Origin of the sequence: Nesterenkonia sp. F (genome assembly GCF_000220985.1) — a bacterium.
GTDB lineage: Bacteria > Actinomycetota > Actinomycetes > Actinomycetales > Micrococcaceae > Nesterenkonia.
In genome coordinates this window covers 19,362-43,287 of sequence record NZ_AFRW01000004.1, presented here as the reverse complement: position 1 = coordinate 43,287, position 23,926 = coordinate 19,362, and the positions used below count along the sequence as shown (strand labels likewise).

Below are 23,926 nucleotides of genomic sequence, written 5' to 3'. Positions count from 1 at the left end.
AGGTCGCGGGCGGGTCGCCGGGTCCTCCGGCCGAGCCGCCCGCGGGGCACGGCACCTCGCGGGGCGGCGAGGTGTCGGGCGGATCACCGGCGGGAGCTGCTTTCCGGCGAGGATCAGCTCCAGTCGACGCTGAGGTACTGCGGCTCGGTGAACTCCTCGATGCCGAAGGCCCCGCCCTCGCGGCCGATGCCGGCCTGCTTCACGCCGCCGAAGGGCGCGCTCGGATCCGAGACTGCGCCCCGGTTGATGCCGACCATGCCGGCCTCGAGCCGCTCGCCGATCTGCATCGCGTGCTTCAGATCGCCGGAGTAGACGTAGGAGGACAGCCCCACCTCGGACTCGTTGGCGCGGGCGATCATCTGATCCTCGTCGGTGTAGACGACCACCGGGGCCACGGGCCCGAAGATCTCCTCGCCCAGGATCGCCGCATCGGCGGGGACGTCGGCCAGCAGCGTCGGGGCCACGAAGGCCTCCAGATCCAGCCCCTCGCCCGCCGGCGCGGCGGCCTGGTGGGCGATGCGCGCCCCGGCGGCGACGGCGTCGTCGATCATCCCGCGGATGCCCGCGGCGGCCTTCGCATGGATCACCGGGCCGACGTCGGCCCCTGCCGCGGGGTCCCCGACCTGCAGCGCCTCGATCTTCGCGCCGAAGGCGGCGATGAACTCCTCGGCGACGTCGGCGTGGACGTAGAAGCGGTTCGCCGCCGTGCAGGCCTGCCCGGAGTTGCGGAACTTGGCGACCATCGCCCCTTCGACGGCGGCGTCGACGTCGGCGTCGGCGGTGACGATGAACGGCGCGTTGCCGCCCAGCTCCATGGAGGTGTTGACCACCCGCTCGGCGCACTGGGCCAGCAGCGTGCGGCCCACCGGCGTGGAGCCGGTGAAGGAGAGCTTGCGGACCCGCTCGTCGGCGAGCCAGGCGGAGACCACGCGCGAGGAGCTGGAGGTGGTGGCGACCTGCACCGCGTCGGCGGGCACGCCGGCGCCGATGAGCAGCTCGACGATCCGCAGGGCGGTCAGCGGGGTCTCGCCGGCGGGCTTGACCAGCACCGTGCAGCCGGCCGCCAGCGCCGGAGCGATCTTGCGAGTGGCCATCGCCGCGGGGAAGTTCCACGGGGTGATCAGCACCGAGACGCCCACCGGGTGGCGGGTCACCACATTGCGCACACCGCCGGCCGGAGCCTCGGTGTACTGACCGGGCGCCCGCACGGCCTCCTCGGCATACCAGCGGAAGAACTCCGCGGCGTATTTCACCTCGGCGGCGGCGTCGGCGCGGGACTTGCCGTTCTCGGCGACCATCAGGTCGGCCAGGTGGTCGGCGTCGTCGAGCATGGCCCGGTGGGCGGCCATCAGCACCTCGGCACGGTGCCGGGGCGCAGTGGCCCGCCACTGTTCGAAGGCGGCCTGGGCGGCGTCGACCTGGGCCGCGGCCTGATCGGCGGTGGTGTCGGGGACGCTGTCGATCACCGCACCGGTGGCGGGGTTGAGCACGTCGAAGGTGGTCATGGGGTTCCTCCCGGAGGACGAGATGCCCGGCGGGGCGCCGCGCGGGCGGATGGATGGTTCAGGCCGCGGCCAGGGCGTCGGTGATGATCTGCAGCCCTTCGTCGAGGAGCTCGTCGCCGATGCTCAACGGCGGCAGCAGGCGGATCACGTTGCCGTGGGTGCCGCAGGTCAGGGTGATGACGCCGGCGTCGCGGGCCGCGGCGGCCGCCCGCGCGGTCAGCGCGGCGTCGGGGGCGCCGGTGGCCGGATCCACCAGCTCGACGGCGAGCATCGCACCGCGACCACGCACCTCGGCGATGCGAGCATCGCGCTGCGCCGCCGCGCGCAGATGGGCGACGGCGCGCTCCTCGATCTCCCGCGCCCGCTGCAGCAGCCCGTCGCGCTCGATGGTCTCGATCGCGCCGACGGCGGCGGCGCAGGCCACCGGGTTTCCGCCGTAGGTGCCGCCGAGCCCGCCGGCGTGGGCGGAGTCCATGACCTCGGCGCGGCCGGTGACCGCCGAGAGCGGCATGCCGCCGGCGATGCCCTTCGCGGTGGTGATCAGGTCGGGCTCGATGCCCTCGTGCTCGGAGGCGAACCACCGGCCGGTGCGGGCGAATCCGGTCTGGATCTCGTCGGCGATGAACAGCACGCCGTTCTGACGGCACCAGTCGACGATCGCCGGCAGGAAGCCCGGGGCCGGGACGATGAAGCCGCCCTCGCCCTGGATGGGCTCCATGATCACCGCAGCCAGGTTCTCCGCGCCGATCTGGGTCTGCAGCTGGTCGATGGCCCGGGCTGCGGCGGCGGCGCCGTCGAGCTGGTCATGCAGCGGGTAGGAGCCCGAGGCCCGGTAGATCTCCGGGGCGAAGGGCCCGAAGCTGTGCTTATAGGGCTTGTTCTTCGCCGTCAGCGCCATCGTCAGCGTGGTGCGGCCGTGATAGGCGTTGTCGAAGGCGGCCACCGCCTGCTTGCCGGTGTGCGCGCGGGCGACCTTGACCGCGTTCTCCACCGCCTCGGCGCCGGAGTTGAACAGCGCAGTGCGGGTCTCGCCGGGCACCGGGGAGAGCTCGGCGAGCTTCTCGGCGACCTGCAGGTACCCCTCGTAGGGGGTGACCATGAAGCAGGTGTGGGTGAACTGCTCGACCTGCTGCTGCACGCCGGAGACCACCCGCTCGGCGCTGGCGCCCACGCTGGTGACCGCGATGCCGGAGCCGAAATCGATCAGTCGGTTGCCGTCGACGTCCTCGACGATCCCGCCCGCGGCGCGCACGGCGTAAGTCGGCATGATCGAGGAGACCCCGGCGGGCACGACGGCGCCCTGGCGCTCCTGCAGTGCGCGCGCCTGCGGACCGGGGATCTCGGTGGCCAGCCGGCGGGACTGCGGCAGCTCGGCGGTCTCGGCGGTCTCGGCAGCGGTGGGTGCAGTGCTCATGGCGGCTCCTCGGGCGGGGGGGGGGCGGGAACGTCTCCCCTCGATGATGACGGGACCCAGATATGCCGTCTAATGCCCATTCTTCATGATCTGTATGCTTGGTAGGCATGGAACATCGTCTGCTGCGCTACTTCGTCGCCGTCGCCGAGGAAGGCACCGTCTCCGCCGCCGCCGACACGCTTCACATGACCCAGCCCGCCCTCTCCCGGCAGATCCGCTCGCTGGAGGATGACCTGGGACTGACCCTCTTCGACCGGACCGGCCCCCGGCTGGCGATGACCAGCGAGGGGCGCGCCTTCCTGACCACCGCGCGGCAGGTGCTGCAGGCCCACGACCACGCCCGCGGATACGCCCGCCGGCTCGCCGCCGGACGTCTGGAGCATGTCGGCCTCGCCGCGCCAGGCACCACGCTGGTCGACGTCGTCGCGCCGTTCGTGGCCACCTTCACCGCCGGAGACCCCGTCCCCTCGGTGACCGAGATCCCCGTCGACGCCGATCCGCGCCTGCTGGTCTCCGCGCACGACCTCGTGGTGGTCGCCCATGCGCCGGGCGATCAGGTCGCCTCACGACGGCTGGCCGAGCTGCCGGTGTGGGCCTGCGTGCCCGCGGGCCACCGGTGGGCCGGACGCGACGCCGTCGCGCTGGAGGAGCTGGTCGAGGAGCAGCTGGTGCTCACCTCGCGCGACTATATGGCCCGCCGCCTGCTCGACGGCGCCCTGGAGGTCGCCGGATCGGCCCCGCGCGGAGTGGTCGAGGCCCGGCACAGCCGTGTGGCTCAGGCCCTGGCGGCGGCTGGCCGCGGCGTCGCCGTGGTCACCGACGACCCGCACTTCGCGCTGGTTCCGCTGCGCATCATCACCGCCGGCGGGGACCTGCGGGTGCGACTGACCGCCGCGTGGCGTCCGGCGCACCACGCCGCGGCGACGCTGGAGGCGCTCGTCGAGCGGCTCCGCAGCTTCAGCGCCGAGCGCTACGGCCCCACGGTGGGCTGACCTCTCGGCGCCGCGCCCAGTCCGGGGCGTGCTCCGGGCGCGGTCCGATGCCGATCAGCGCCGCCGGCCCGACGGTCAGCTCCGGACGTCGCCGCAGCAGCTCTGCCGCGGCGCCGGGCATCCGCAGCTCGGCGCCGTCGTCGAACAGCCGCGCCAGGCCGCGGTGCAGCACGCGCTGCAGCCCTTGGATCGCGATCGCCGGCGGCCGGCGGCGGCGCTGGACCGCGGCGACGTCGGCGTCGCTGAGCGTCCCCTCGCGCAGCGGTGCCGCGAGCAGGCGCGCGGCGGCCACACCGTCCTGGACGGCAAGATTGATCCCGACCCCGCCGACCGGCGACATCGCGTGGGCGGCGTCGCCGATGGCCAGCAGCCCGCGCCGCCACCACCGGCGAGCACGGTCCAGCCGCACGTCCAGCACGTGGACGTCCTCCAGCGACAGCCCGGCCGCAGCCTCGACGAACTCCGGGAAGGCGGCGGCGACCTGCTCGCGGAACCAGCCGACCCCGCGGGCGCGCAGCGCGGCGTCGGAGCCTTTGGGGATGAGCATCGCCGCCTGGAAGTAGGTCCCGCGCGGGATCGCGACCACCGGCAGCTCGCCGCCGGTGCGCGGGAAGAGCGTGTGGCCCGCCGCCTCCTCCGACTCCGCGTCCTCGGCGTCGAGACGGAACCACCAGGCATCCATCGGCACGGCGTGCTCGATCATCGACAGTCCCGCCTCCCGGCGGACGATCGAGCCGCGGCCGTCGGCGGCGATCGTCAGCAGCGCGGAGAGCTCATGGGCGCCGCCGTCGGCGTCGCGCCATCTCACCCCGGTGATCTGCTCAGTCCCGGAGGCGTCGCGGCGTCGCCGCAGCCCGGTGACCTCGGCGTCCATGATCAGTCGGAAGCTCGGCTCCTCGGCGGCGGCCGCGGCGAGCAGGTCCAGCAGATCCCACTGAGGAGCCAGCGCGACGTAGGGGTAGGGGTGGTCCAGCCGGCGGAAGTCGCCGGTGGTGACCAGCGACCCGTCGGCGGCGGGCACCCGCGCGGTCTCCATGCGATGCCAGTCGATCTGGGCGAAGCGGTTCATCAGCCCGAGCTCGTCGAGCAGCAGCAGCGTGGAGGGGTGGATGGTGTCGCCGCGGAAGTCGCGGAGGAAGTCGCCGTGCTTCTCCAGCACGACGACGTCGACGCCGGCGCGGGCGAGCAGCAGCCCGGTGACTATGCCGGCGGGTCCTCCGCCGACGATCACGCAGGTGGTGTCCCGGTCCATGGAGTCTGCCCTCCCTCGGGCTCGTCGGGTGCCTGCCGGGCCGCGGCACATGCGGTGGCTCAATCGTCACCCTCTGACGACCGATCGACAAGGGACGATGCACGGAACCGCCGCTTCGCGACGGCATTTTGTGCAACAATCCATTGCCCCGATTGTTGAACAACCGCTACTGTGTGGTGCATTCGCCGAATAGATCCACGTCACATCCGGGCGGCATCATCGCCCGCCGACCAGCACCACGTCCGAGGGAGCAGATCTGTGACCGACCCCGCCGCGACCCCGCCGACAGCCTCGCCCGCCGAGACGACCCGCCGTCGCACCCGACGCCGCCGCACCGCGCTGCTGGGCGCCATGTTCCTGATGGCGACCAGCGCCGTCGGGCCGGGATTCATCACCCAGACCGCGACCTTCACCCACCAGCTCGGCGCAGCCTTCGCCTTCGCCATCCTGATCTCGGTGCTCGTCGACATCGCCGTCCAGCTCAACGTCTGGCGCGTGCTCGGCCTCTCCGGGCTCTACGCCCAGCAGCTGGGCAACCGGGTGCTGCCCGGCGCCGGCTGGGCCCTCGCGGCCCTGGTGTTCTTCGGCGGCATCGTGTTCAACGTCGGCAACATCGCCGGTGCGGGAATGGGACTCAACGCGCTGACCGGCCTCGACGCCCGCATCGGCGGCGGGATCTCCGTGGTCCTGGCGCTGCTGATCTTCCTCTCCCGCAAGGCCGGCGTCGCCCTGGACCGTGTGGTGGTCGCCTGCGGGGCGGTGCTGATCCTGCTGATGATCACCATGGCGGTCACCACCGCTCCCCCGGTCGGCGAGGCGATGCGTCAGACCGTGATGCCGGAGCAGGTCGACTTCTTCGTGATCACCACCCTCGTCGGCGGCACCGTCGGCGGCTACATCACCTACGCCGGCGCCCACCGGCTGATCGCCTCGGGCAACACCGGCGCGGAGAACATCGGCGCGATCACGCGCACCTCGGTGCTGGGCATCATCGTCGCCAGCATCATCCGCTTCCTGCTGTTCCTGGCGATCCTCGGCGTCGTCGTCACCGGGGCCTCGCTGGCCGAGGACGACGTCGCCGCCGACGCCTTCGGCGCCGCCCTGGGGGAGATCGGGCTGCGGACCTTCGGCCTGGTCTTCTGGGTCGCGGCGATCACCTCGATCCTCGGGGCGACCTTCACCTCGGTGAGCTTCCTGGTCACCGCACGCACCGGCGAGCGCACGCGCAACTGGTTGGCCGGCGGCTTCCTGGCGGTCACCGGCGCGATCTTCCTGAGCGTCGGACAGGCCCCGCAGACGCTGCTGATCATGGCCGGAGCCGTCAACGGCGCCGTGCTGCCGCTGGGCTTCACGGTGATCCTCTGGGCCGCCTGGCGTCGCCGCGACCTGATGCAGGGCCGACGGCACCCCGCCTGGCTGCTGATCATCGGGGTGCTGGCCTGGGCGCTGACGCTCTACATGGGCGCGAGCTCGCTGGGCGGGCTGGCCGAGCTCTGGCAGGCGGGCTGATCATGGATGCAGACTGCGTTGCCTCTGGAGTTCGGGCCCGAACCCCTCCGAACAGCACGGGGTTAAGGCCCGAACTCCAGAGGCAAAGCCCGAGGAGGGAGCGACGATGACGACGCCGACCGATGACCGACTCTCCCCCGCGCAGGCGCGGGGCCGGTTCCGCGCAGGACTGCGCACGCCCACCAGCGGGTGGGTGCCGGGGGCCGCGCAGGCCAACGTGCTGGCCCTCCCCCGCGACATGGCCTTCGACATGCTGCTCTTCGCCCAGCGGAATCCGAAGGCCTGCCCCGTCCTCGGAGTCCTCGAGGCCGGGCAGCTGAGCTCGGAGCTGCTGGCCGGCGGCGACATCCGCACTGACGTCCCCGCCTACCGGGTCTACCGCGACGGCGCCCTGGTCGCCGAGCCGGACGACGTCGTCGAGCACTGGCGCGAGGATCTGGTGACCTTCCTGCTGGGTTGCAGCTTCACCTTCGAGACGCCGCTGCGCCGGGCCGGCATTCCGCTGCGACACCAGCAGCTGGGCATCAACGTGCCGATGTTCCGCACCACGCGCCGCTGCGCCCCGGCCGGAATGCTCTCCGGACCGCTGGTGGTCTCGATGCGGCCGATTCCGGCCGAGCAGGTGGCCGACGCGGTCCGCATCTCCTCCCGCTTCCCCGGAGTCCACGGGGCGCCGGTGCATGTGGGCGACCCCGCCGCACTGGGCATCGGAGACCTCGCGGCCCCGGACTTCGGCGACGCCGTCGACGTGCCCGACGGCTGGCTGCCGGTGTTCTGGGCCTGCGGCGTGACCCCGCAGGCGGCGGTGATGGAGTCGCGCCCCGAGCTGGCGATCAGCCACGCGCCGGGACACATGCTGATCACCGACCTGCCGGAGGCCGAGCTCCAGGTGCCCTGAGCGCGCCTGCCGACCGCACTGCGGCGCTCACACCCCGAGGCCGTGCAGCCCGTCGGCGCCGCGATAGGCGGCCTTCTCCGGCGGCCGCCGACGCTCCAGGGCGGCGTCGTCGACGGCGAAGACCTGCACGCCCAACGGGTGGCAGTGGGCCAGCTGCTCCTCGGTCGAGGCCGCCTCGGGGCCCCACATGTGCACCGAGAGGTCCCCGCCCGGACAGGTGGACAGCGCCATGAGCAGGTCGACTTCGGCGAAGATCTCCACGTAGTCGTCCGGCCTCGCCGGGCAGGCATCCATGAAGTACTCGTGGCGGTGGTTGAGCCCGGCCATCTGGAAGACGTTGAGCACGTCGTGGACGTCGAGCTCGGTCAGCCCGTGGGGCAGCACCGCCCGGGTGAGATTCGAATGGCAGTGCCGGTCGAAGTCCTCGCCGGAGAGCATCCGGTTCACATACGGATCGCAGCGGGTGCCCAGCAGATCGTGGATCACCGCGGCGTCCGGGTGGTCGGCGAGCGTGTCGGCGATCATCGTCGCCAGCGGCCGCAGCGCCGGCAGCGTGGACCAGAAGCGGTCGTGGACGGTCATCGAGGAGCGCTGCAGCTGCCGGGTCCGCGCCGCCCAGAACCGCTCCCGCGGGTCGTGCAGGTTCCACAGGTTCAGGTCGCCGACCTGCGGACCGTCGGTCTGGTGGATCCGCACGATATGCCCGGCCGGCACCTGCCAGGCCCGCCCGGAGCGGATCGGGATCTCGAACTCCTCCACCAGCCGCCGGTCCGCGGCGGCGACGGCGGCATAGAGGCCGCGGTCGACGTCGAGCGCCCCGCCGGGCGGCGACTGGTAGGCCGCGCGCCGGGTGTAGATCCGGCCGGCGGAGGCGTCGTCGCCGCCGCGCGCGGGGCTCGTGCCGGCGCCGGGGCCGGTGTCGTCGGCAGTCATGGGGCCTCCTGTCGTCTCGTGCCGGCGCGGAGCGGCTCCGGCCGTCAGCCGCGCGGCGTCCGGAGCATCGGGCAGTGCGGGATGCCGTCCTCGAGGTAGTCCTCGCCGGCGCGGACGAATCCGAAGCGTCCGTACCACTGCTCCAGATGCGCCTGCGCGCCCAGACGGATCGTCGCCTCAGGGCGGCAGAGTTCGATCCCCCGCTCGAGCAGCGCGCCGGCCAGCCCACGGCCGCGGGCGTCGGCGCGGGTGACGACGCGGCCGATGGACGGCTCGGCGTCGTGCACGCCCAGCACCCGCTGGGCGGCGACCAGCTCCCCGTCCTCATGGGCGAGGAGCTGGACGGTGTCATCGAGCAGGTCCCGGCCGTCGATCTCCGCATACGGGCATTCCTGCTCGACGACGAAGACGTCGACGCGCAGCTTCAGCACATCGTGCAGCTCGCGGACGGTGAGCTCCTCGGGCCGTCGGGTGGTGAAAGTCGTGGTCACCTGCTCAGGCTATCGCGACACCTCCCCGAGGGAATGTCCGACGCTGACGGCGCGCTGCACCCGTCCGGCGCCGCCTCGACGCGGCGCCGAGCCGCCCGCGCCCGTGTCCCGCACGGACGCCTCAGCTGCAGGAGGAACCACGCAGACGTCATCGCGCCCCGCCTCGAGTCTCTCGGAGGCCCCCGGCTCCCCCGCCCCGCCGTCGCCGTCGCCGCGGCGCCTGCTGGTCGGCTTCTTCGCCGCCTCCGTCTCCCTGGTGCTGATCTTCGTCGGCGCCGGGACTCCGATCCCGCTCTTCCCCACCTACCGGCTCGAGGACGGGCTGACCAACGCCGACCTCGCCGCCGCGGCGGCGACCTACATGGTCGCCGCGGCCTTCTCGCTGCTGGTGCTGGGCCGGCTCTCCGACCACTTCGGGCGCCGCCCGGTCGCCGTCGTCGCGCTGGTGCTGGCCGCCGGCGGGATGGGGGCGCTGCTGACCGTCGACGGCGAGGCCCCGCTGCTGCTGGGACGCGGGCTCCAGGGGCTGGCCACCGGCATCGCCACCAGCGCGCTGGGCGCCTATGTCATCGACTCTGCCCCGAGACGACCGCCCTGGCTGGCGGCCGTGGTCACCTCGGCGGCGCCGATGCTGGGCATTCCGACCGGCGCGCTGCTCTCCGGCGCCCTGGTGGACCACGGCCCCGATCCGCGGCATCTGACCTACGGAGTGGTGCTCGTCGGGCTGCTGGCGGCCGGGCTCGCCGTCGCGCTGAGCCCGGAGACGACGGCGCGCACCTCGCTGCGGCGCGCGGCGGCCTCGCTGCGACCGCGGATCACGGTGCCGCGCGGCGCCGGCCGCCCGCTGCTGGCGATGTCCGCGCTGATCCTGGCGACCTGGTCGGTCGGCGGCTTCTACCAGTCCTTCGGCCCTTCGATCACCACCGACCATCTCGGCTCGACCTCGGCGCTGGTGGCCGCGGCGGTGTTCTCCTCGTTCACCATGCTGAACATGATCGGCGGACCGCTGACGGCGAGGCTGCGCCCGGTCCTCGGCCTCCGCCTCGGCGCGGCCGCCTACGTGCTCGTCCTCGCCGGGATCCTGGCCTCGCTGGCGGCCGGGGCCATCGTGCCCTTCGTGGTCCTCAGCCTGGTCGCCGGCATCACCCAGGGCGCGGCCCAGACCGGCGGGATGCGCACGCTGCTGCCGATGACCTCTCCCGGCGAACGTGCTGGCCTGGTCTCGACGATCTACCTGGTCAACTACTCCTCGGCGGCGATCCCCTCGCTGATCGCCGGACGACTCACCGAGCACCTCTCGCTGGTGACGATCGGCCTGGGCTACGGCGTGCTCGCGCTGCTGGCGGTCACCGCCGCACTGGTCCTCTCGCGGAGCCCGCGGCAGGGCTGAGGACGGCACGGCCCGGCCGCTCCGCGGATGGGCTCAGGACAGGCGGGCGCCCAGCAGCTGCTCGGCGTGGTCGAAGTAGGACTCCATATGCCGTTCGGCGCCGTCGCGGTCGTCGGCGCGCAGCAGCCGCACCAGCTCGGCGTTGCCGGCGGCGAACTCCACGTGGAAGGTCGGCTCGCCGCGCATCACGTGGAAGACCAGGCGCATCCGCGCCAGGATCCGCTCCATGAAGGTGCTCAGCTGCTCCGAGCCGGCCTGGGCGACCAGCCGGCGGTGGAAGCGCTGGTTGGCCTCGGCGACGGCGGCGACGTCGTCGGCCGCGGCGCGCTGCTGCGCATGTTCGACCAGGGCGGCCAGCTCCTCCAACGCCGGGGCGTCGAAGGCCGCCTGACGCACGGCGCCGATCTCCACGACCCGACGGACCCGGTAGATCTCAGCGAGATCCTCCAGCGTGGGCGCGTGGACGAAGACCCCGACGTTCGGCCGCCGCTCGGCCAGCCCTTCGGCGCCCAGAGTCTGCAGCGCGCTGCGCAGCGTGTGCCGCGAGACCTCGAGCTCGTCACAGAGCTGGACCTCGGGCAGCTTCGCGCCCGGAGGGATCTCCCCGGCGGCGATCCGCGCGCGCAGCACCGCCGCGGCGCGTTCGGCGCGCTGGGCCGTCTCGCCGCGCGGTTCGGCGTCCTCGGTGCGATCCATGGGCTCCACACTATCGAGTCCGCCCGGAGGCGGCGGCGCGGCAGCACGACGACGGCGAGCGCCGGGGACCGGTGAGGCTCAGCGGATCGTGCCGAGCCGCTGCCCGACCTCCAGCATCTCGCCGGGCTCCAGCTCAGCGTGCTCCAGCGTGCCGGCCTGCGGCGCAGTGACCGTGTGCTCCATCTTCATCGCCTCGACGACGGCGAGCGCGTCGCCGGCCGCGACGACGGTGCCGTCCTCGGCGGCCCAGCGCACCAGCGAGCCGCCGACCGGAGTGGTCACCGCACCGACCTCGGCACCCGACCGGTCGACGTCGGCGTCGGCTCCTCCCGCTCCGCCCGCCGGATCGCCCCCGCCCAGTCGGCGCAGCAGCGCGGCGGGCAGCCCGAGCCCCACCGTCCGGCCGTCGAGCTCCACGGTGGTGCGCAGCATCTGCTGCTCGCGGTGGCGCAGTGCGGCGGCCAGATGCTCGGACTCGCCCAGCGCGGCGTCGAACTCCTCCTCGATCCAGCGGGTGTGCACGCCGAAGCTGCGCGCGCCGTCGGCGGCGCGGAAGGCCGGGTCCTCGAGCACCGCCCGGTGGAAGGGCAACACGCTGGGCACGCCCTCGATGCGCATCTCGGCCAGCGCCAGCCGCGCCCGGCGCAGCGCGGTCTCGCGGTCCGGGCCGGTGATGATCAGCTTGCCGATCATCGAGTCGAAGGCCGCCGGGATCTCGTCGCCGCCGCGCACGCCGGCGTCGAGGCGCACCCCGGGCCCGGTCGGCGGGTCGAAACGTTCGACGAGGCCGGGAGTGGGCAGGAAGCCCAGCGCCGGGTCCTCGGCGTTGAGCCGGAACTCGATCGCGTGCCCGCGCGGCGCCGGATCCTCGGGGAGGCTCAGCGGCTCGCCCGCGGCGACGCGCAGCTGCTCGACGACCAGGTCCACCCCGGAGGTCTCCTCGGTCACCGGGTGCTCGACCTGCAGCCGAGTGTTGACCTCCAGGAAGCTGACCAGCGGCTCCGAACCGGCATCGTCGACGTCGCTGAGCAGGTACTCCACCGTGCCGGCGCCGACGTAGCCGGCCGCCGAGCAGATCGCGGCCGCCGAGGCGCGGATCCGCTCCTCCACTCCGGCGGGCAGGAAGGGCGCCGGGGCCTCCTCGACGAGCTTCTGCCCGCGGCGCTGCAGCGAGCAGTCGCGCAGCCCCACGACGACGACGTTCCCGTGCGCATCGGCGATCACCTGCGCCTCGACGTGCCGCGGGCGGTCGAGGAAGCGCTCGACGAAGCATTCGCCGCGGCCGAAGGCGCCCTCGGCCTCGCGCACGGCCGAGGCCCAGGCCTCCTCGACGGCGTCGAGGTCGCGGACGACCCGCATGCCGCGTCCGCCGCCGCCGTGGGCGGCCTTGATGACCACCGGCAGCCCGTGCTCGGCGGCGAAGTCCCGCACCGCCTCCGAGCCGTCGACCGGCCCGTCGGTGCCCGGGGCCAGCGGGGCGTCCACGGAGGCGGCGAGCTCGCGGGCGGCGACCTTGTCCCCGAGCGTCTCGATCGTCTCCGGCGAGGGGCCGATCCAGGTCAGGCCGGCGTCGATGACCGCACGGGCGAAGTCGGCGTTCTCGGAGAGGAAGCCGTAGCCGGGGTGGACGGCGTCGGCGCCGGTGGACTGCGCGGCCTCCAGGATCTTCTGCTGATCCAGGTAGGTCTCGGCCGCCGTGGTCCCGGCCAGCGGCACGGCGACGTCGGCCAGGGCCACGGCGAGCGAGTCGGCGTCCTGGTCGGCATGGACGGCGACCGTCTCCATACCCTGCTCGGCGGCGGCGCGGATGATGCGCACGGCGATCTCTCCGCGGTTGGCGATGAGGAGTCGTCTCATGGGGAGTCCTGGGTCGTGGGGTCGGAAGGGCGCGCGGCCGGTACGTCGACGCCGTCGACGGCACGCAGCCGCAGGTGCTGGCCGGGAGCAAGCTGCGCGGCGGCCGTGAGGTCCGCGGCGAGGACGACGCCGATCACCGGGTAGCCGCCGGTGACCGGATGGTCGTTGAGGAAGAGCACCGGCAGGCCCGACGGCGGCACCTGCAGCGCCCCGCGCGGCACGCCCTCGCTGGGCAGCTCGCCGGTGCGGGCCCGGCGCAGCGGACGCGGCGCGTCGTCGCCGGCAGAGGCGGCGGCAGAGGCTTCGGCCTCGCCGTCGGCGGCGCCGGCCTCCTCCCCCAGCTCCAGCCGCACGCCGATCCGGTCGGCCTGCGTGGAGACCCGCCAGACCTGGCGCTGCAGCCGCTCCAGCTCCGCGGCGTCGAACCAGTCGTCCCGCGGGCCGGAGATCATCCGCAGCGTGATCGCGCCGTCCTCGTCGGGCTCCGGCAGCGTGCTCGGCTCCTCCGCGCCGACCGGGGTGAGGGCACCGTCGGCGAGCGCGAGCCGGTCGCCGGCCTGCAGCGGTGCCGGCCCCAGCCCGGACATGGTGTCGGCCGAGACGCTGCCCAGCACCGGCTCGGCGGCGAATCCGCCGCGGACGGCGACGACGCCGCGCAGCCCGCGGCGCGGAGCGGAGAGGGTCAGCGTCTCACCGGCGGTCACCGCGAAGGGGGCGCGCAGCGCCGGCGCGCGCGTGCCGCCGTCGCCGCCGTCGCCGTCGTCGACGCGCAGGCCGATCTCGGCGCCGGTCACCGCGAGCACCACCGTCCGCCGCGCCTGCAGGCGCAGCCCGCCCTGGAGGGCCTCCAGCACGGCGGCGTCGGCGGTGTTGCCCACCAGCCGGTTCGCCTGGCGCATCGCGGCCTCGTCGGCGACGCCGGCGCGCGAGACCCCGAGGTCGCTGAGGCCTTCGCGGCCGAGGTCCTGGACCAGCGTCTGCAGACCGGGGTCGAGCACCTCGAGCGCCGCCGGCTCCGTCGCGGCGTCCGGACGTCCCTGGACGGCCTCGTCGGCCGCCGAACCCGGCCGCAGCGTGGCCAGCTCACGCACCGGCCGATGGCGGACGACGTCGCCGGGGCGCACCAGCGCCGGCGACTCCCCCGCCGCGGCGCGGTCGAGATCCCACATCGCCGCAGCGGTGCGGCCGATCAGCTGCCAGCCGCCCGGCGAGACGCGCGGGTAGACCGCGGAGAACTCGGCGGCCAGAGCCACTGAGCCGGCCGGCAGCGCCGTGCGCGGCGTCTCCCTCCGCGGCACCTGCAGCGCGTGGGCGGCGTCGGCCGGAGTGCAGTAGGTGAAGCCGGGCGCGAAGCCCCCGAAAGCCCCGGTCCACTCCTGGCCGGCATGCCAGGCGATCAGCGCCTCGCGGCTCATCGACACGGCGGCGGCGACCTCGTCGAGATCCTCGCCGTCGTAGACGACGTCGAGCTCGACCACGCGGGCCTCGGCGGCGGAGAAGCCGGCCACGCGCAGCCGGGCGAGCCGCTCGCGCGCGGCGGCGGCCGACGACGGCGCGTCGAAGCACAGCAGGATCGTCCGTGCGGCGGCCACCGCCTCGCGCTGGCCGTCCAGCGGGTGGGCGCGCAGGTGCTGATGGTGGGCCAGCACGTCGGCGAGGTCGGCGTACTCGGCCAGCAGCGCCCGGTCGCCGGCGGCGCGGACGCCGATCGGCGCCGCCCCGGCCGTCGCGCCCAGGGACTCGACAGTCCGCCCCGCCCCGCTCATGCCACGAAGCTGCGGATCTCGACGCCGGCCTCCTGCAGCCCGGAGCGCACGGCCGCGGCCATCTGCACCGCGCCGTCGGTGTCGCCGTGGACGCATATGCTCTCGGCGTCCACGGGCAGCACCGTGCCGTCGCGGGCGACGATCTCGCCGGCGGTGGCCAGCCGGACCATGTTCGCCACCACCTGGTCGGCGTCGTGCAGCACGGCATCCGGCTCGCGGCGGGAGACCAGGGTGCCGTCGGGCTCGTAGTTCCGGTCGGCGAAGGCCTCGGCCACGCCGCGCAGCCCGGCCTCGGCGGCGAGCTCCAGCCCGCGCGAGCCCGGCAGCAGCAGCACGGGCAGCGTGTCGTCGACGGCGGCGATGGTGTCGATGACAGCCCGCGCGTGGGTCTCATGGGCGATCATCGCGTGGTACAGCGCCCCGTGCGGCTTCACATAGCGGATCCGGGCGCCGGAGGCGGCGGCCATGGAGGCCAGTCCGCCGAGCTGGTAGCGCACGTCGGCGGCGAGCTCCTCATAGGAACACTCCAGGTGACGACGGCCGAAGCCGGCGAGGTCGCGGTAGGCGATGTGGGCGCCGATCGCGACGTCCTGCTCGACGGCGGTGCGGGCGGTCTCGGCGATGGTCATCGGGTCGCCGGCGTGGAAGCCGCAGGCGATGTTCGCACTGGTGACCGTCTGCAGGATCGCGGCGTCGTCCCCCAGGCGCCACCGGCCGAACGACTCCCCGACGTCGGAATTCAGGTCGATCTGTGCCACAGGTGCTCCTCCTCACGGTCCGAACTCCCAGCATGCCGCAGATCACAGGATTGTTCAACAATCTGTGTTCGGAGGCCACGGCGTCCGCCGATCGTATGCTTCATGAAACAATCCCCTGGTGATGGACGATGAGAGGCAGACCCCGCAGACCGGACCGCAGCAGCCCGCCGTCGACGCCGCCTCCGCCGCTGCTCGCGAGGACCGCCGCGAGGAGCCCCCGGTCGGCCGCGAGAAGCTCTTCACCCGCGACTTCCTGCTGGCCATCATCATCAACGTCGTCCTGGCCCTGGTCTTCTACATGCTGGTCACCGGCATGGCGGTCTTCGCCGTCGAGGAGTTCGCCGCCGACCAGACGGCCGCGGGCTTCGCGGCCTCGGCCTTCGTCATCGGCGCGCTGATCTCGCGCTTCGCCGCCGGCAAATACGTCGACTTCCTGGGCCGGCGCCGCACGGTGATCGCCGGGCTGGTGATCTACGTGCTGGCCGGCGTCGCCTATCTCTGGGTGGACTCCTACCCGGCGCTGATCGCGCTGCGGATGGTCCACGGCGTCTCCTTCGGCTTCGGCCAGACGGCGCTGAACGCGGCGGTCTTCGCGCTCATCCCGGCCAGCCGCCGCGGCGAGGGCGCGGGCTACTACATGCTCGCCGTGGCCCTGCCGCCGGCAGTGGGACCGATGCTCACCCTGCAGCTGACCGAGCTCTTCGACTTCTGGGCGATGTTCCTGGCCACCTCGGCGATCTCGGTGCTGGGGCTGCTCGCCGCGCTGTTCATCCGCCTGCCCGCCCCGCCGCATGTGCCGGACCGGTGGAAGGACCGGCTGCGTCTGCGGCCGGGCGACATCATCGAGCCGCGGGCCATCCCCCTGGCGACGATCGCGATGATGCTCGGCTTCGGCTTCGCCTCGGTGATGACCTTCCTCAACGGCTTCGCCCGCAGCGAGGGGATGGTCGACGCCGCCTCGCTGTTCTTCCTCATCTACGCCGCCGCCGTGATGGTCACCCGGCTGATCGCCGGGAGGATCCAGGACCGCTTCGGCGACAACACCGTCGTCTACCCGACGCTGGTGCTCTACGCGGTCGCCCTGGGCCTGCTGGCCTGGTCTCCGAACCAGGGCGTGATGCTGCTCTCCGGGGTGCTCGCCGGGCTGGGCTTCGGCGCGCTGCTGCCGGCCTTCCAGGCGACCATCGCCGCGATGCTGTCGCCCACGCGCACCAGCATCGGCATCTCCACGTTCTTCATCCTGCTCGACTCCGGCTTCGGCCTCTCGCCGATGATCCTGGGCCCGCTGCTCGAGCTGGGCGGCTACCGCCTGATGTATGCCGCCTGCGCCGTGCTCGTCGCCGCCACCATCGGGCTCTACTGGATCCTCCACGGGCGCCACGGGGTCAAGCAGGGCGTGCCGCGCCGGCTGCGCACCGACTGAGAGCGGAGATGGGCCGGGACCTGTGACCTCGACGCGAGCCGCGCCGACGTCCGCCGGACACGACGACGGCGGGATCCGACCGTGCTGGTCGGACCCCGCCGCAGTGCCCGGATCCGCCTCAGCGGATCGGCGGGACGACGCGTGTGCGTCGCCGTCGGTCGGACATGATCACTCCGTGACGGAGTCGATCAGGTCCTGGTTGTTCTCCACGAACTCCTCGGCGCCGGCGGCCGGGTCGTCCTCGTGCTGGTTGACCACCAGGTCCTCCAGCTCGCCGTACTGCTCGTCGTCCAGCGTCAGGTTGCCCATCCACTCCGCGACGTCCGGGAACTCCGAGGAGAACTCGGCGTTGGCGATCGCGTTCAGCGTCTCCGGCTCGCCCATGGCGCCCTTCGGGTCCTCCAGGTCCTTCACCGGGTACTCGGCGTTGGCCCAGAACGGACGCCACAGAGCCACCAGGATGTCCTCCTCGTTCTCCGTGGCCTCCTCGAGCTCGGTGAGCATCGCGGTGGTCGAGGACGTGACGTGCTCATAGTTGTCCCCGAGGTTGTACTCCGGGATGGCACTGTCGTCGATGACACCGGTCAGCCCCGCCCCCGGCTCGATGCCGGTGATCTGGCCGTCGAAGAGATCGGCGTTGTCATTCAGCTCGGCGATGGAGTCCACCTCGGTGTACTCCGGCACGGCCATGGTGAGGACGGCGCCCTCGTAGTACGCGCCCAGGTCCTCGAGGTCGTCGCCGTACTCCTCCATGTAGTCAGCGTGGGTGACCTGCGGCCAGGCCGAGGGGTACACGTCGTAGTCGCCCTCGGCGACGGCCGTGTACAGCGGGCCGGCCTCGGACATCTCCTCGATCTCGACGGTGTAGCCCTCGTCCTCCAGGATCACCTTCCACAGGTGGGCCATGCTCAGCCCATCGGTCCACGAGGGGAGGATGCCCAGCGTGACGGTGCCGCCGTCGCCGTCGCCCGAGTCCTCGGAGTCTCCGGAGTCTCCGGAATCCGAGCAGGCGGACAGCGCCAATGCGGCGGCCGCGGTCAGGCCGACGAACTTCGTGATCTTCCCTGTCTTCATTTTCCTTACCTCTTTCTTCGAGTGATGCGAGGGGTCGAAGGGTGGTCTATGGGGGGGGGGCTCGACTCAGGCGGCTGCGGCGTTCTTCGCGTCCCGGCGCCGCTGCAGCAGCCGGCTGAGCCGCCCGCCGCCGGCCGGTCGATTGCCGATGGCCGCGGTCACCCGGTCCAGGTAGATGGCCAGGGCCACCACGGAGAGCCCTGCTTCGAAGCCGAGGGCGATGTCGATCGTGCTCATCGCCTTGGAGACTTCGCCGCCGAGCCCGCCGGCGCCGACGAGCCCGGCGATGACGGCCATGGAGAGCGCCAGCATGATGACCTGATTGACGCCGGCCATGATGGTCGGCATGGCCAGCGGGATCTGGATGCGGCGCAGGATCTGGCCCGGCGTGCTCCCGAAGGCGTGGCCGGCCTCGACGACTTCGGCGTCCACCTGGCGGATGCCGAGCTCGGTGAAGCGCACGCCCGGGGGCAGGCAGAAGATCAGCGTGGCCACCACGCCGGGGGCGAAGCCGACGCTGAACAGCGCGACGACGGGCACCAGCCAGACGAAGGGCGGCATGGTCTGCATCAGATCCAGGACCGGACGGATCGTGTTGCTGACCTTCTCGGACCGAGCGGCCAGAATACCCACGGGAATCCCGATGATCAGCGCGATCGCGGCGGCGATCACGACCATCACGAACGTGTCCATCGCCTCCTGCCACATGTCGACGCTGATGATGAACGCCATCAGCACCGCGCTGAGCACTCCGAGCTTCCAGCTCTTCAATGCCCAGCCGATCAGCGCGAAGACGACCAGGAGCACGAGCGCGTCGAAGGACGTCAGCACGGCCAAGAACCCGTCACCCACGCTTGTGATGAAGGTGCTGACGAAGTCGAAGAACACCTCGAAGGTGTCCTTCAGCCAGTCGAAGCCGGTGTCGATCCACTCGCCGACCGGCACACGCGGGATCACCCGCGAGCCGTCGGCCTCCGCAGCTGCGCGGATCATCCGATCACCTCCATGGATCCGGTGGTCGTCGACGTCGGGTCGGCGAGGGCGTTGAGCAGCGTCACCCGGGGGATGACGCCCTGCAGCCGCTGCTCGTCGTCCACGACGGCGAGCGCCATCGGCGACTCGGCCGCTGCGGTCATCAGGTCGACCAGCGGGGTCTCGGCCGCGACGGCCGGCACCGGACGGATGATCCCGTCCAGGCTCTGCGTGCCGCTGCGCACCGCCTCGGCGACGTCGGTCTCGGTGACCAGGCCGACCAGTCGACGGCCGTGGGCGACGACCATCAGCGAGGTCGTCTGCCGCTCGCGCATCAGCCGGTGGGCGCTGCGCGGGCCCTGCTCGGCGCCGAGCGTGACCGCCGGCGGCTCCATGATGCTCTCCGCGGAGAGCACGCGGGTGCGGTCGACGTCCTGGACGAACTGGGCGACGTAGTCGGTGGCCGGGTCGTTGAGGATCTGCTCGGAGGTGCCGATCTGCACGATGCGCCCGTCGCGCATCATCGCGATGTGGTCGCCCAGGCGCATGGCCTCGTTGAGGTCGTGGGTGATGAACAGGACGGTCTTGCCCAGCTGGTGCTGCAGCTCGATGAGCTGGTCCTGCATCTCCCGACGGATCAGCGGGTCGAGCGCGCTGAAGGCCTCGTCCATGAGCATCACGTCGCTGCCGGCGGCCAGCGCGCGGGCCAGGCCGACGCGCTGACGCATGCCGCCGGAGAGCTGGTCCGGGCGCTGGCCGCCCCAGCCGTCCAGGCCGACCATGCGCAGGGCCTCCTCGGCCCGCTGCTCGCGCTCGGAGCGGTTCACGCCCTGGACCTCCAGGGCGTAGGCGGCGTTCTGGCCGACGGTGCGGTGCGGCAGCAGCGCGAAGTTCTGGAAGACCATCGAGACCTTCTCCCGACGGACCTTCCGCAGGTCGGCCGCTCCCATGCGGGCGATGTCCTCGCCGGCGATCTTCACCGAGCCGGCGGTGGGCTCGAGCAGCCCGTTGACCATGCGGATCAGCGTGGACTTTCCGGAGCCGGAGAGTCCCATGACGACGAAGATCTCCGAGTCGGAGACGTCGAAGGAGGCATCGATGACGGCGGCGGTGATGCCGTCCTCACGCAGGTCGTCCCGCGTCTCGCCGGCCTTCAGGCGCTCGACGCCGCGTTCGGGGCGACGCCCGAACACTTTGTACGCGTCGCGCACGCTGACGACAGGATCAGATATGTCCTGAGTCACGTTGTTCCTTCATTCGGGGGCAGGGGGCGCCGCCGAGCCGGTCGCTCCCGCTCCGCGCGGCGGGGGCTGCCATGGTGGGCAGAAGGATCCCCCGGCGGGGAGATGAGAGGAGTGACGACGAACTCAGGGCGCGAGTGCTTCGAGCCTACCAATCCTTCCGACGCCCCCGGAAAACTCCGTCCGGATTCGAGATTCCGATCCGATCACGATGTGAGTACGGTCTCGCGCGGGCGCATGCCCGCGCGAGTCCGCCCGGCACTGCGGGGATCACCTGGCGAGGGGCCCCTGGCATCGCCCGGTTCACCAGGAAGGACAGTCGATCCCGCAGTGTCACATTTCCAACCTCTCCGAGAGCAGATTCTGCGCGTATTTCGCGCTCCTCCTGCGGATCGGCCGCGTTCGAACGCCGTCGTCATATTCGATGCCACTTGTGGGGTGAATCACGCCTGCACGACGCGGCACGACCGGCTGCGCCGCCGGCCGCCGAGGGCCGACGTCGACCTCACTCCTCCGGCCGGTGGCGCTCCAGGAACTCGTAGACCTCGGTGGTGTCGACGCCCGGGAAGGCGCCCTGCGGCATGGCGGCCAGCAGGTGGGTGTTCGCCCGGGCCGCCGGCCAGGCCCGCCCCTCCCAGACCGCGGAGAGCTCGGTGGGCGGGCGTCGACAGCAGCTCGGATCGTCCGGGCATCGCGAGCGAGTGCGCTCGGAGGTGTCGCCGCCGCGGAACCAGCGGGCGTGTTCGAAGGGCACGCCGATGCTCAGCGAGTACTGCCCCGACGAATGGCCCTCGGTCCGCGCGGTGCACCAGAAGGTGCCGACGGCGGTGTCGGTGAACTGGTTGAACGAGCGGAACTTGTCCTCGGCGTCGAAGACCGTCCGCGAGGTCCACCAGCGGCAGACCGTCTGCCCCTCGATCGCCCCGGAGTGGTCGGCGGGGAAGTTCACGCCGTCGTTCTCGTAGACCTTGTGGATGATCCCGGACTCATGGACCTTCTGGAAGTGACAGGTGATGCCCAGATGCTCGGTGGCCAGATTGGTGAACCGATGGGCGGCCGATTCGTAGGAGACCGCATAGGCGTCGCGCAGATCCTCGATCGCCAGCTCGCGCCGAGACTTGGCCTCGCGCAGGAAGGGGGCGGCGGTGCGCTCGGGCATCAGCAGCGCCGCGGCGAAGTAGTTCGTCGCCACCCGCTGGCGGAGGAACTCCGAATAGTCCTGCGGCTCGGCGTGGCCGAGGACCTGGTGGCCCAGCGCCTGGAGCAGCACCGAGCGCGCATCCTGCCCCTCGCCGCGGGACTGCGCCAGGTAGACGATGCGGTTCCGCTGATCGGTGACCGAGCGGGTCGAATGCGGCAGCGAGGAGACGAAGCGGACCGTGTAGCCCAGATGGTCGGCGATGTCGGCGACGACGTGGTGGGACAGCGGGCCGTCGCCGTGCCCGACGGCGTCCAGCAGTCCCTGCGCCTCCGCCTCGATCTCCGGGTAGTGGTTGTTCCGCGCACGCATCTCGCCGCGCAGCTCGGTGTTCGCCCGGCGAGCCTCCTCCGGCGTGGCCGCCTGCTCCTCCATGCGTCGCCACAGCTCGCGCTGCAGGGCGACCAGCGACTCGAGCACGTCCAGCGGCAGCCGCGGGCTCACCCGCGCCGTCGGCAGCCCGAGCGCGGAGTAGAGCGGACCGCGCTGAGCCTTCTCCAGCTCGATCTCCAGCGCGGCACGGCGCGACGGCGGCTCGGCGCCCAGCAGATCGTCGAGGCTCACCCCGAGCGTGGCGGCCAGCTGGGTGAGCTGGCTGAGCTTCGGCTCGCGGCGGCCGTTCTCCAGCAGCGAGAGCTGGCTGGGGGCGGTGTCCAGCCGCTCGGCGACGTCGTCGAGAGTCATCCGCGCCTGCTTCCGCAGGTGTCGCACACGCCGGCCGAGGGCGACGAGGTCGAGCTCCTCGTCACCCTCGGCGGGCGCGCCGGGCGCAGTCTCGGACCGGGTGTCCATGGCGGCCATTCTAGGCTCCCGTGGCTCAGCTCACAGCCGCGGCGGGCTCGCGGCGGGCCTCGTCACGAGCCTCGTCGCGGGCCGGACGGTCCTGCCGCAGATGCCGGTCGTAGCCCGGCAGCGTGAGGAACTCCGGAAAGTCCTCGGCCAGCGCGCATTCGGCGAAGAGCCGCACCGCGTCGTCGATCCTGTCGTCCTCGGTCCGCGGCAGCCGGGCGACCTCCTCGTCGACCAGCCGGGCGACGAACGCCCGGGTGATCTCCTGCCCCGACGAGGTGTGGCTGCCGGTGCGGATCCACTGCCAGACCTGCGAGCGGGCGATCTCGGCGGTGGCGGCGTCCTCCATCAGGTGGTCGATGGCCGCCGCGCCCCGGCCGCGCAGCCAGGACTCCACGTAGCGGATGCCGACGGCGATGTTCGCCCGCAGCCCGGCCTCGGTGATCTCCCCGGCGTCGAGCGGACGTCGAGCAGCGCCTCGGCGTCGGGGACGACGTCCTCGCGGCCGCGGTCGATCTGATTCTCGATGCCGCCCATGTGCTCGTCGAAGACCTCCTCGACGATCGGGACCAGATCCGGATGCGCGACCCAGGAGCCGTCGAAGCCGTCGGTCGCCTCGCGGGTCTTGTCCTCGCGGACCTTCCGAATCGCCTCCTCGGTGGCCTCCGGGTCTCGACGGTCCGGGATGAAAGCGGCCATCCCGCCGATCGCCGAGGCTCCCCGGCGGTGGCAGGCCCGGACCAGCTGCTCGGTGTAGGCCCGCATGAACGGCGCGGTCATCGTCACCTGCGCCCGGTCGGGCATGACGAACTCCTCGCCGCGGTCGCGGAAGTTCTTGATCATCGAGAAGATGTAGTCCCAGCGGCCGGCGTTGAGCCCGGCGGAGTGGTGCTGCAGCGCGTGCAGGATCTCCTCCATCTCGAAGGCTGCGGTGATCGTCTCGATCAGGACCGTCGCCCGGATGGTGCCGTGCGGGATGTCGAGCATCTGCTGGGCCCGGGTGAAGATGTCGTCCCAGAGCTGCGCCTCCAGGTGGCCCTCGATCTTCGGCAGGTAGAAGTACGGGCCGCGTCCCTGGTCGATGAGCCGCCGCCCGTTGTGGAACAGGTGCAGCCCGAAGTCGACGAGCCCGCCGGACATCGGCTCGCCGTCGACCAGCAGATGCCGCTCCTGCAGGTGCCAGCCTCGGGGCCTGACGATGATCGTGGGCATGTCGGTCAGATCCGCCTCGCGCAGCGCGTAGTGCTTGCCGTTCTCCGCGGTGAAGTCGATCCGACGCTCCAGCGCGTCGGCGAGGTTCAGCTGCCCCTCGATCATCGTCGACCAGCAGGGTGTGGAGGCGTCCTCGAAGTCGGCCAGCCAGCAGCGGGCACCGGAGTTGAGCGCGTTGATCGTCATCTTCCGGTCGACCGGACCGGTGATCTCCACGCGCCGGTCCTCCAGCCCCGGAGCCAGCGGGGCCACCAGCCACGAGGAGTTCTCGCGGATCTCGCGGGTCTCGGGCAGGAAGCCGGGGTCCTCGCCGTTGGCGAAGCGGCGACGGCGCTCGGCCCGGTGGCGCATCAGCTCGCGGCGGCGCGGCTCGAACTCGCGGTGCAGCGCGGCCAGGAAGCGCAGCGCGTCGTGGGTGAGCACCTCGCCGAGCCGGGGGATCTCCGGGCCGGCGATGGTGACTCCGTCGATGGTCGGAGAGGTGGGGTGCGTCGGTGTCGTCGGGACGGGCATGATGATCTCCTTCGATCAGCAGAGCGGGGTCGAGGTGGGGTCG

18 protein-coding genes and 1 pseudogene are annotated in these 23,926 nt (G+C 72.4%); 5 read left to right on the top strand and 14 right to left on the bottom strand.

Annotated elements, in window-relative coordinates:
- Positions 1-113 precede the first annotated feature (113 nt).
- Positions 114-1,505: an NAD-dependent succinate-semialdehyde dehydrogenase gene (locus GU5_RS0100420; protein ID WP_010523606.1), complete on the bottom strand. Its 1,392-nt coding sequence runs from the start codon at positions 1,503-1,505 to the stop codon at positions 114-116.
- Between the two features lie 58 nt (positions 1,506-1,563).
- Positions 1,564-2,919, bottom strand: a complete 1,356-nt coding sequence (gene gabT / locus GU5_RS0100415) for a 4-aminobutyrate--2-oxoglutarate transaminase (protein ID WP_010523605.1) — start codon at positions 2,917-2,919, stop codon at positions 1,564-1,566.
- 107 nt (positions 2,920-3,026) lie between these two features.
- Here gabT and GU5_RS0100410 point away from each other — a divergent pair, with 107 nt between their 5' ends.
- On the top strand, positions 3,027-3,911 hold the full coding sequence (locus GU5_RS0100410; protein ID WP_010523604.1) for a LysR family transcriptional regulator: 885 nt from the start codon (positions 3,027-3,029) through the stop codon (positions 3,909-3,911).
- On the opposite strand, the gene GU5_RS13200 is transcribed toward GU5_RS0100410, so the two are convergent.
- Positions 3,877-5,163, bottom strand: coding sequence for an FAD-dependent oxidoreductase (locus GU5_RS13200; protein WP_010523603.1), 1,287 nt, complete (start codon positions 5,161-5,163; stop codon positions 3,877-3,879). The genes GU5_RS0100410 and GU5_RS13200 overlap by 35 nt on opposite strands.
- A 258-nt stretch (positions 5,164-5,421) precedes the next feature.
- On the opposite strand from GU5_RS13200, the gene GU5_RS0100400 reads away from it, so the two are divergent.
- Together GU5_RS0100400 and GU5_RS0100395 are read left to right on the top strand one after the other, a co-directional pair.
- Complete coding sequence (locus GU5_RS0100400; RefSeq protein WP_010523602.1) at positions 5,422-6,672, top strand: divalent metal cation transporter; 1,251 nt, start codon at positions 5,422-5,424, stop codon at positions 6,670-6,672.
- 106 nt (positions 6,673-6,778) lie between these two features.
- Positions 6,779-7,570: a putative hydro-lyase gene (locus tag GU5_RS0100395; protein ID WP_010523601.1), complete on the top strand. Its 792-nt coding sequence runs from the start codon at positions 6,779-6,781 to the stop codon at positions 7,568-7,570.
- Between the two features lie 27 nt (positions 7,571-7,597).
- Here GU5_RS0100395 and GU5_RS0100390 read toward each other — a convergent pair whose 3' ends face one another.
- On the bottom strand, positions 7,598-8,503 hold the full coding sequence (locus GU5_RS0100390; protein WP_010523600.1) for an urea carboxylase-associated family protein: 906 nt from the start codon (positions 8,501-8,503) through the stop codon (positions 7,598-7,600).
- A gap of 44 nt (positions 8,504-8,547) precedes the next feature.
- Complete coding sequence (locus tag GU5_RS0100385) at positions 8,548-8,994, bottom strand: GNAT family N-acetyltransferase (RefSeq protein ID WP_010523599.1); 447 nt, start codon at positions 8,992-8,994, stop codon at positions 8,548-8,550.
- 103 nt (positions 8,995-9,097) lie between these two features.
- Between GU5_RS0100385 and GU5_RS0100380 the strand changes: the two genes are divergently transcribed.
- Positions 9,098-10,384, top strand: coding sequence for an MFS transporter (locus GU5_RS0100380; protein WP_010523598.1), 1,287 nt, complete (start codon positions 9,098-9,100; stop codon positions 10,382-10,384).
- Between the two features lie 33 nt (positions 10,385-10,417).
- On the opposite strand, the gene GU5_RS0100375 is transcribed toward GU5_RS0100380, so the two are convergent.
- The 4 genes from GU5_RS0100375 to GU5_RS0100360 form a co-directional block, all read right to left on the bottom strand.
- Positions 10,418-11,080 (bottom strand): GntR family transcriptional regulator, encoded by a 663-nt coding sequence (locus GU5_RS0100375; protein WP_010523597.1) that lies wholly within the window; start codon positions 11,078-11,080, stop codon positions 10,418-10,420.
- 78 nt (positions 11,081-11,158) lie between these two features.
- Positions 11,159-12,937, bottom strand: a complete 1,779-nt coding sequence (locus tag GU5_RS0100370; protein WP_010523596.1) for a biotin carboxylase N-terminal domain-containing protein — start codon at positions 12,935-12,937, stop codon at positions 11,159-11,161.
- Positions 12,934-14,703, bottom strand: coding sequence for a carboxyltransferase domain-containing protein (locus tag GU5_RS13195; RefSeq protein ID WP_010523595.1), 1,770 nt, complete (start codon positions 14,701-14,703; stop codon positions 12,934-12,936). The genes GU5_RS0100370 and GU5_RS13195 overlap by 4 nt, the downstream gene beginning before the upstream one ends.
- Complete coding sequence (locus tag GU5_RS0100360) at positions 14,700-15,461, bottom strand: LamB/YcsF family protein (protein WP_010523594.1); 762 nt, start codon at positions 15,459-15,461, stop codon at positions 14,700-14,702. Before GU5_RS0100360 ends, GU5_RS13195 begins: the two co-directional genes overlap by 4 nt.
- A 121-nt stretch (positions 15,462-15,582) precedes the next feature.
- On the opposite strand from GU5_RS0100360, the gene GU5_RS13190 reads away from it, so the two are divergent.
- Complete coding sequence (locus GU5_RS13190) at positions 15,583-16,884, top strand: MFS transporter (protein WP_010523593.1); 1,302 nt, start codon at positions 15,583-15,585, stop codon at positions 16,882-16,884.
- A gap of 168 nt (positions 16,885-17,052) precedes the next feature.
- Here the strand turns inward: GU5_RS13190 and GU5_RS0100350 are convergent, their stop codons facing one another.
- The 5 genes and pseudogenes from GU5_RS0100350 to aceB all read right to left on the bottom strand — a co-directional run bounded on the left by GU5_RS0100350 (position 17,053) and on the right by aceB (position 23,883).
- The gene (locus GU5_RS0100350; RefSeq protein ID WP_010523592.1) at positions 17,053-17,958 is read right to left on the bottom strand and encodes a glycine betaine ABC transporter substrate-binding protein; all 906 of its coding nucleotides are present in this window, start codon (positions 17,956-17,958) and stop codon (positions 17,053-17,055) included.
- A gap of 66 nt (positions 17,959-18,024) precedes the next feature.
- The gene (locus GU5_RS13185) at positions 18,025-18,951 is read right to left on the bottom strand and encodes a proline/glycine betaine ABC transporter permease (protein ID WP_010523591.1); all 927 of its coding nucleotides are present in this window, start codon (positions 18,949-18,951) and stop codon (positions 18,025-18,027) included.
- The gene (locus tag GU5_RS0100340) at positions 18,948-20,174 is read right to left on the bottom strand and encodes a glycine betaine/L-proline ABC transporter ATP-binding protein (RefSeq protein WP_237704632.1); all 1,227 of its coding nucleotides are present in this window, start codon (positions 20,172-20,174) and stop codon (positions 18,948-18,950) included. Before GU5_RS0100340 ends, GU5_RS13185 begins: the two co-directional genes overlap by 4 nt.
- 502 nt (positions 20,175-20,676) lie before the next feature.
- On the bottom strand, positions 20,677-22,170 hold the full coding sequence (locus GU5_RS0100335) for a helix-turn-helix domain-containing protein (RefSeq protein ID WP_010523589.1): 1,494 nt from the start codon (positions 22,168-22,170) through the stop codon (positions 20,677-20,679).
- Positions 22,171-22,186: 16 nt separating this feature from the next.
- Positions 22,187-23,883: pseudogene (aceB, locus tag GU5_RS15715) on the bottom strand (malate synthase A).
- Positions 23,884-23,926 lie beyond the last annotated feature (43 nt).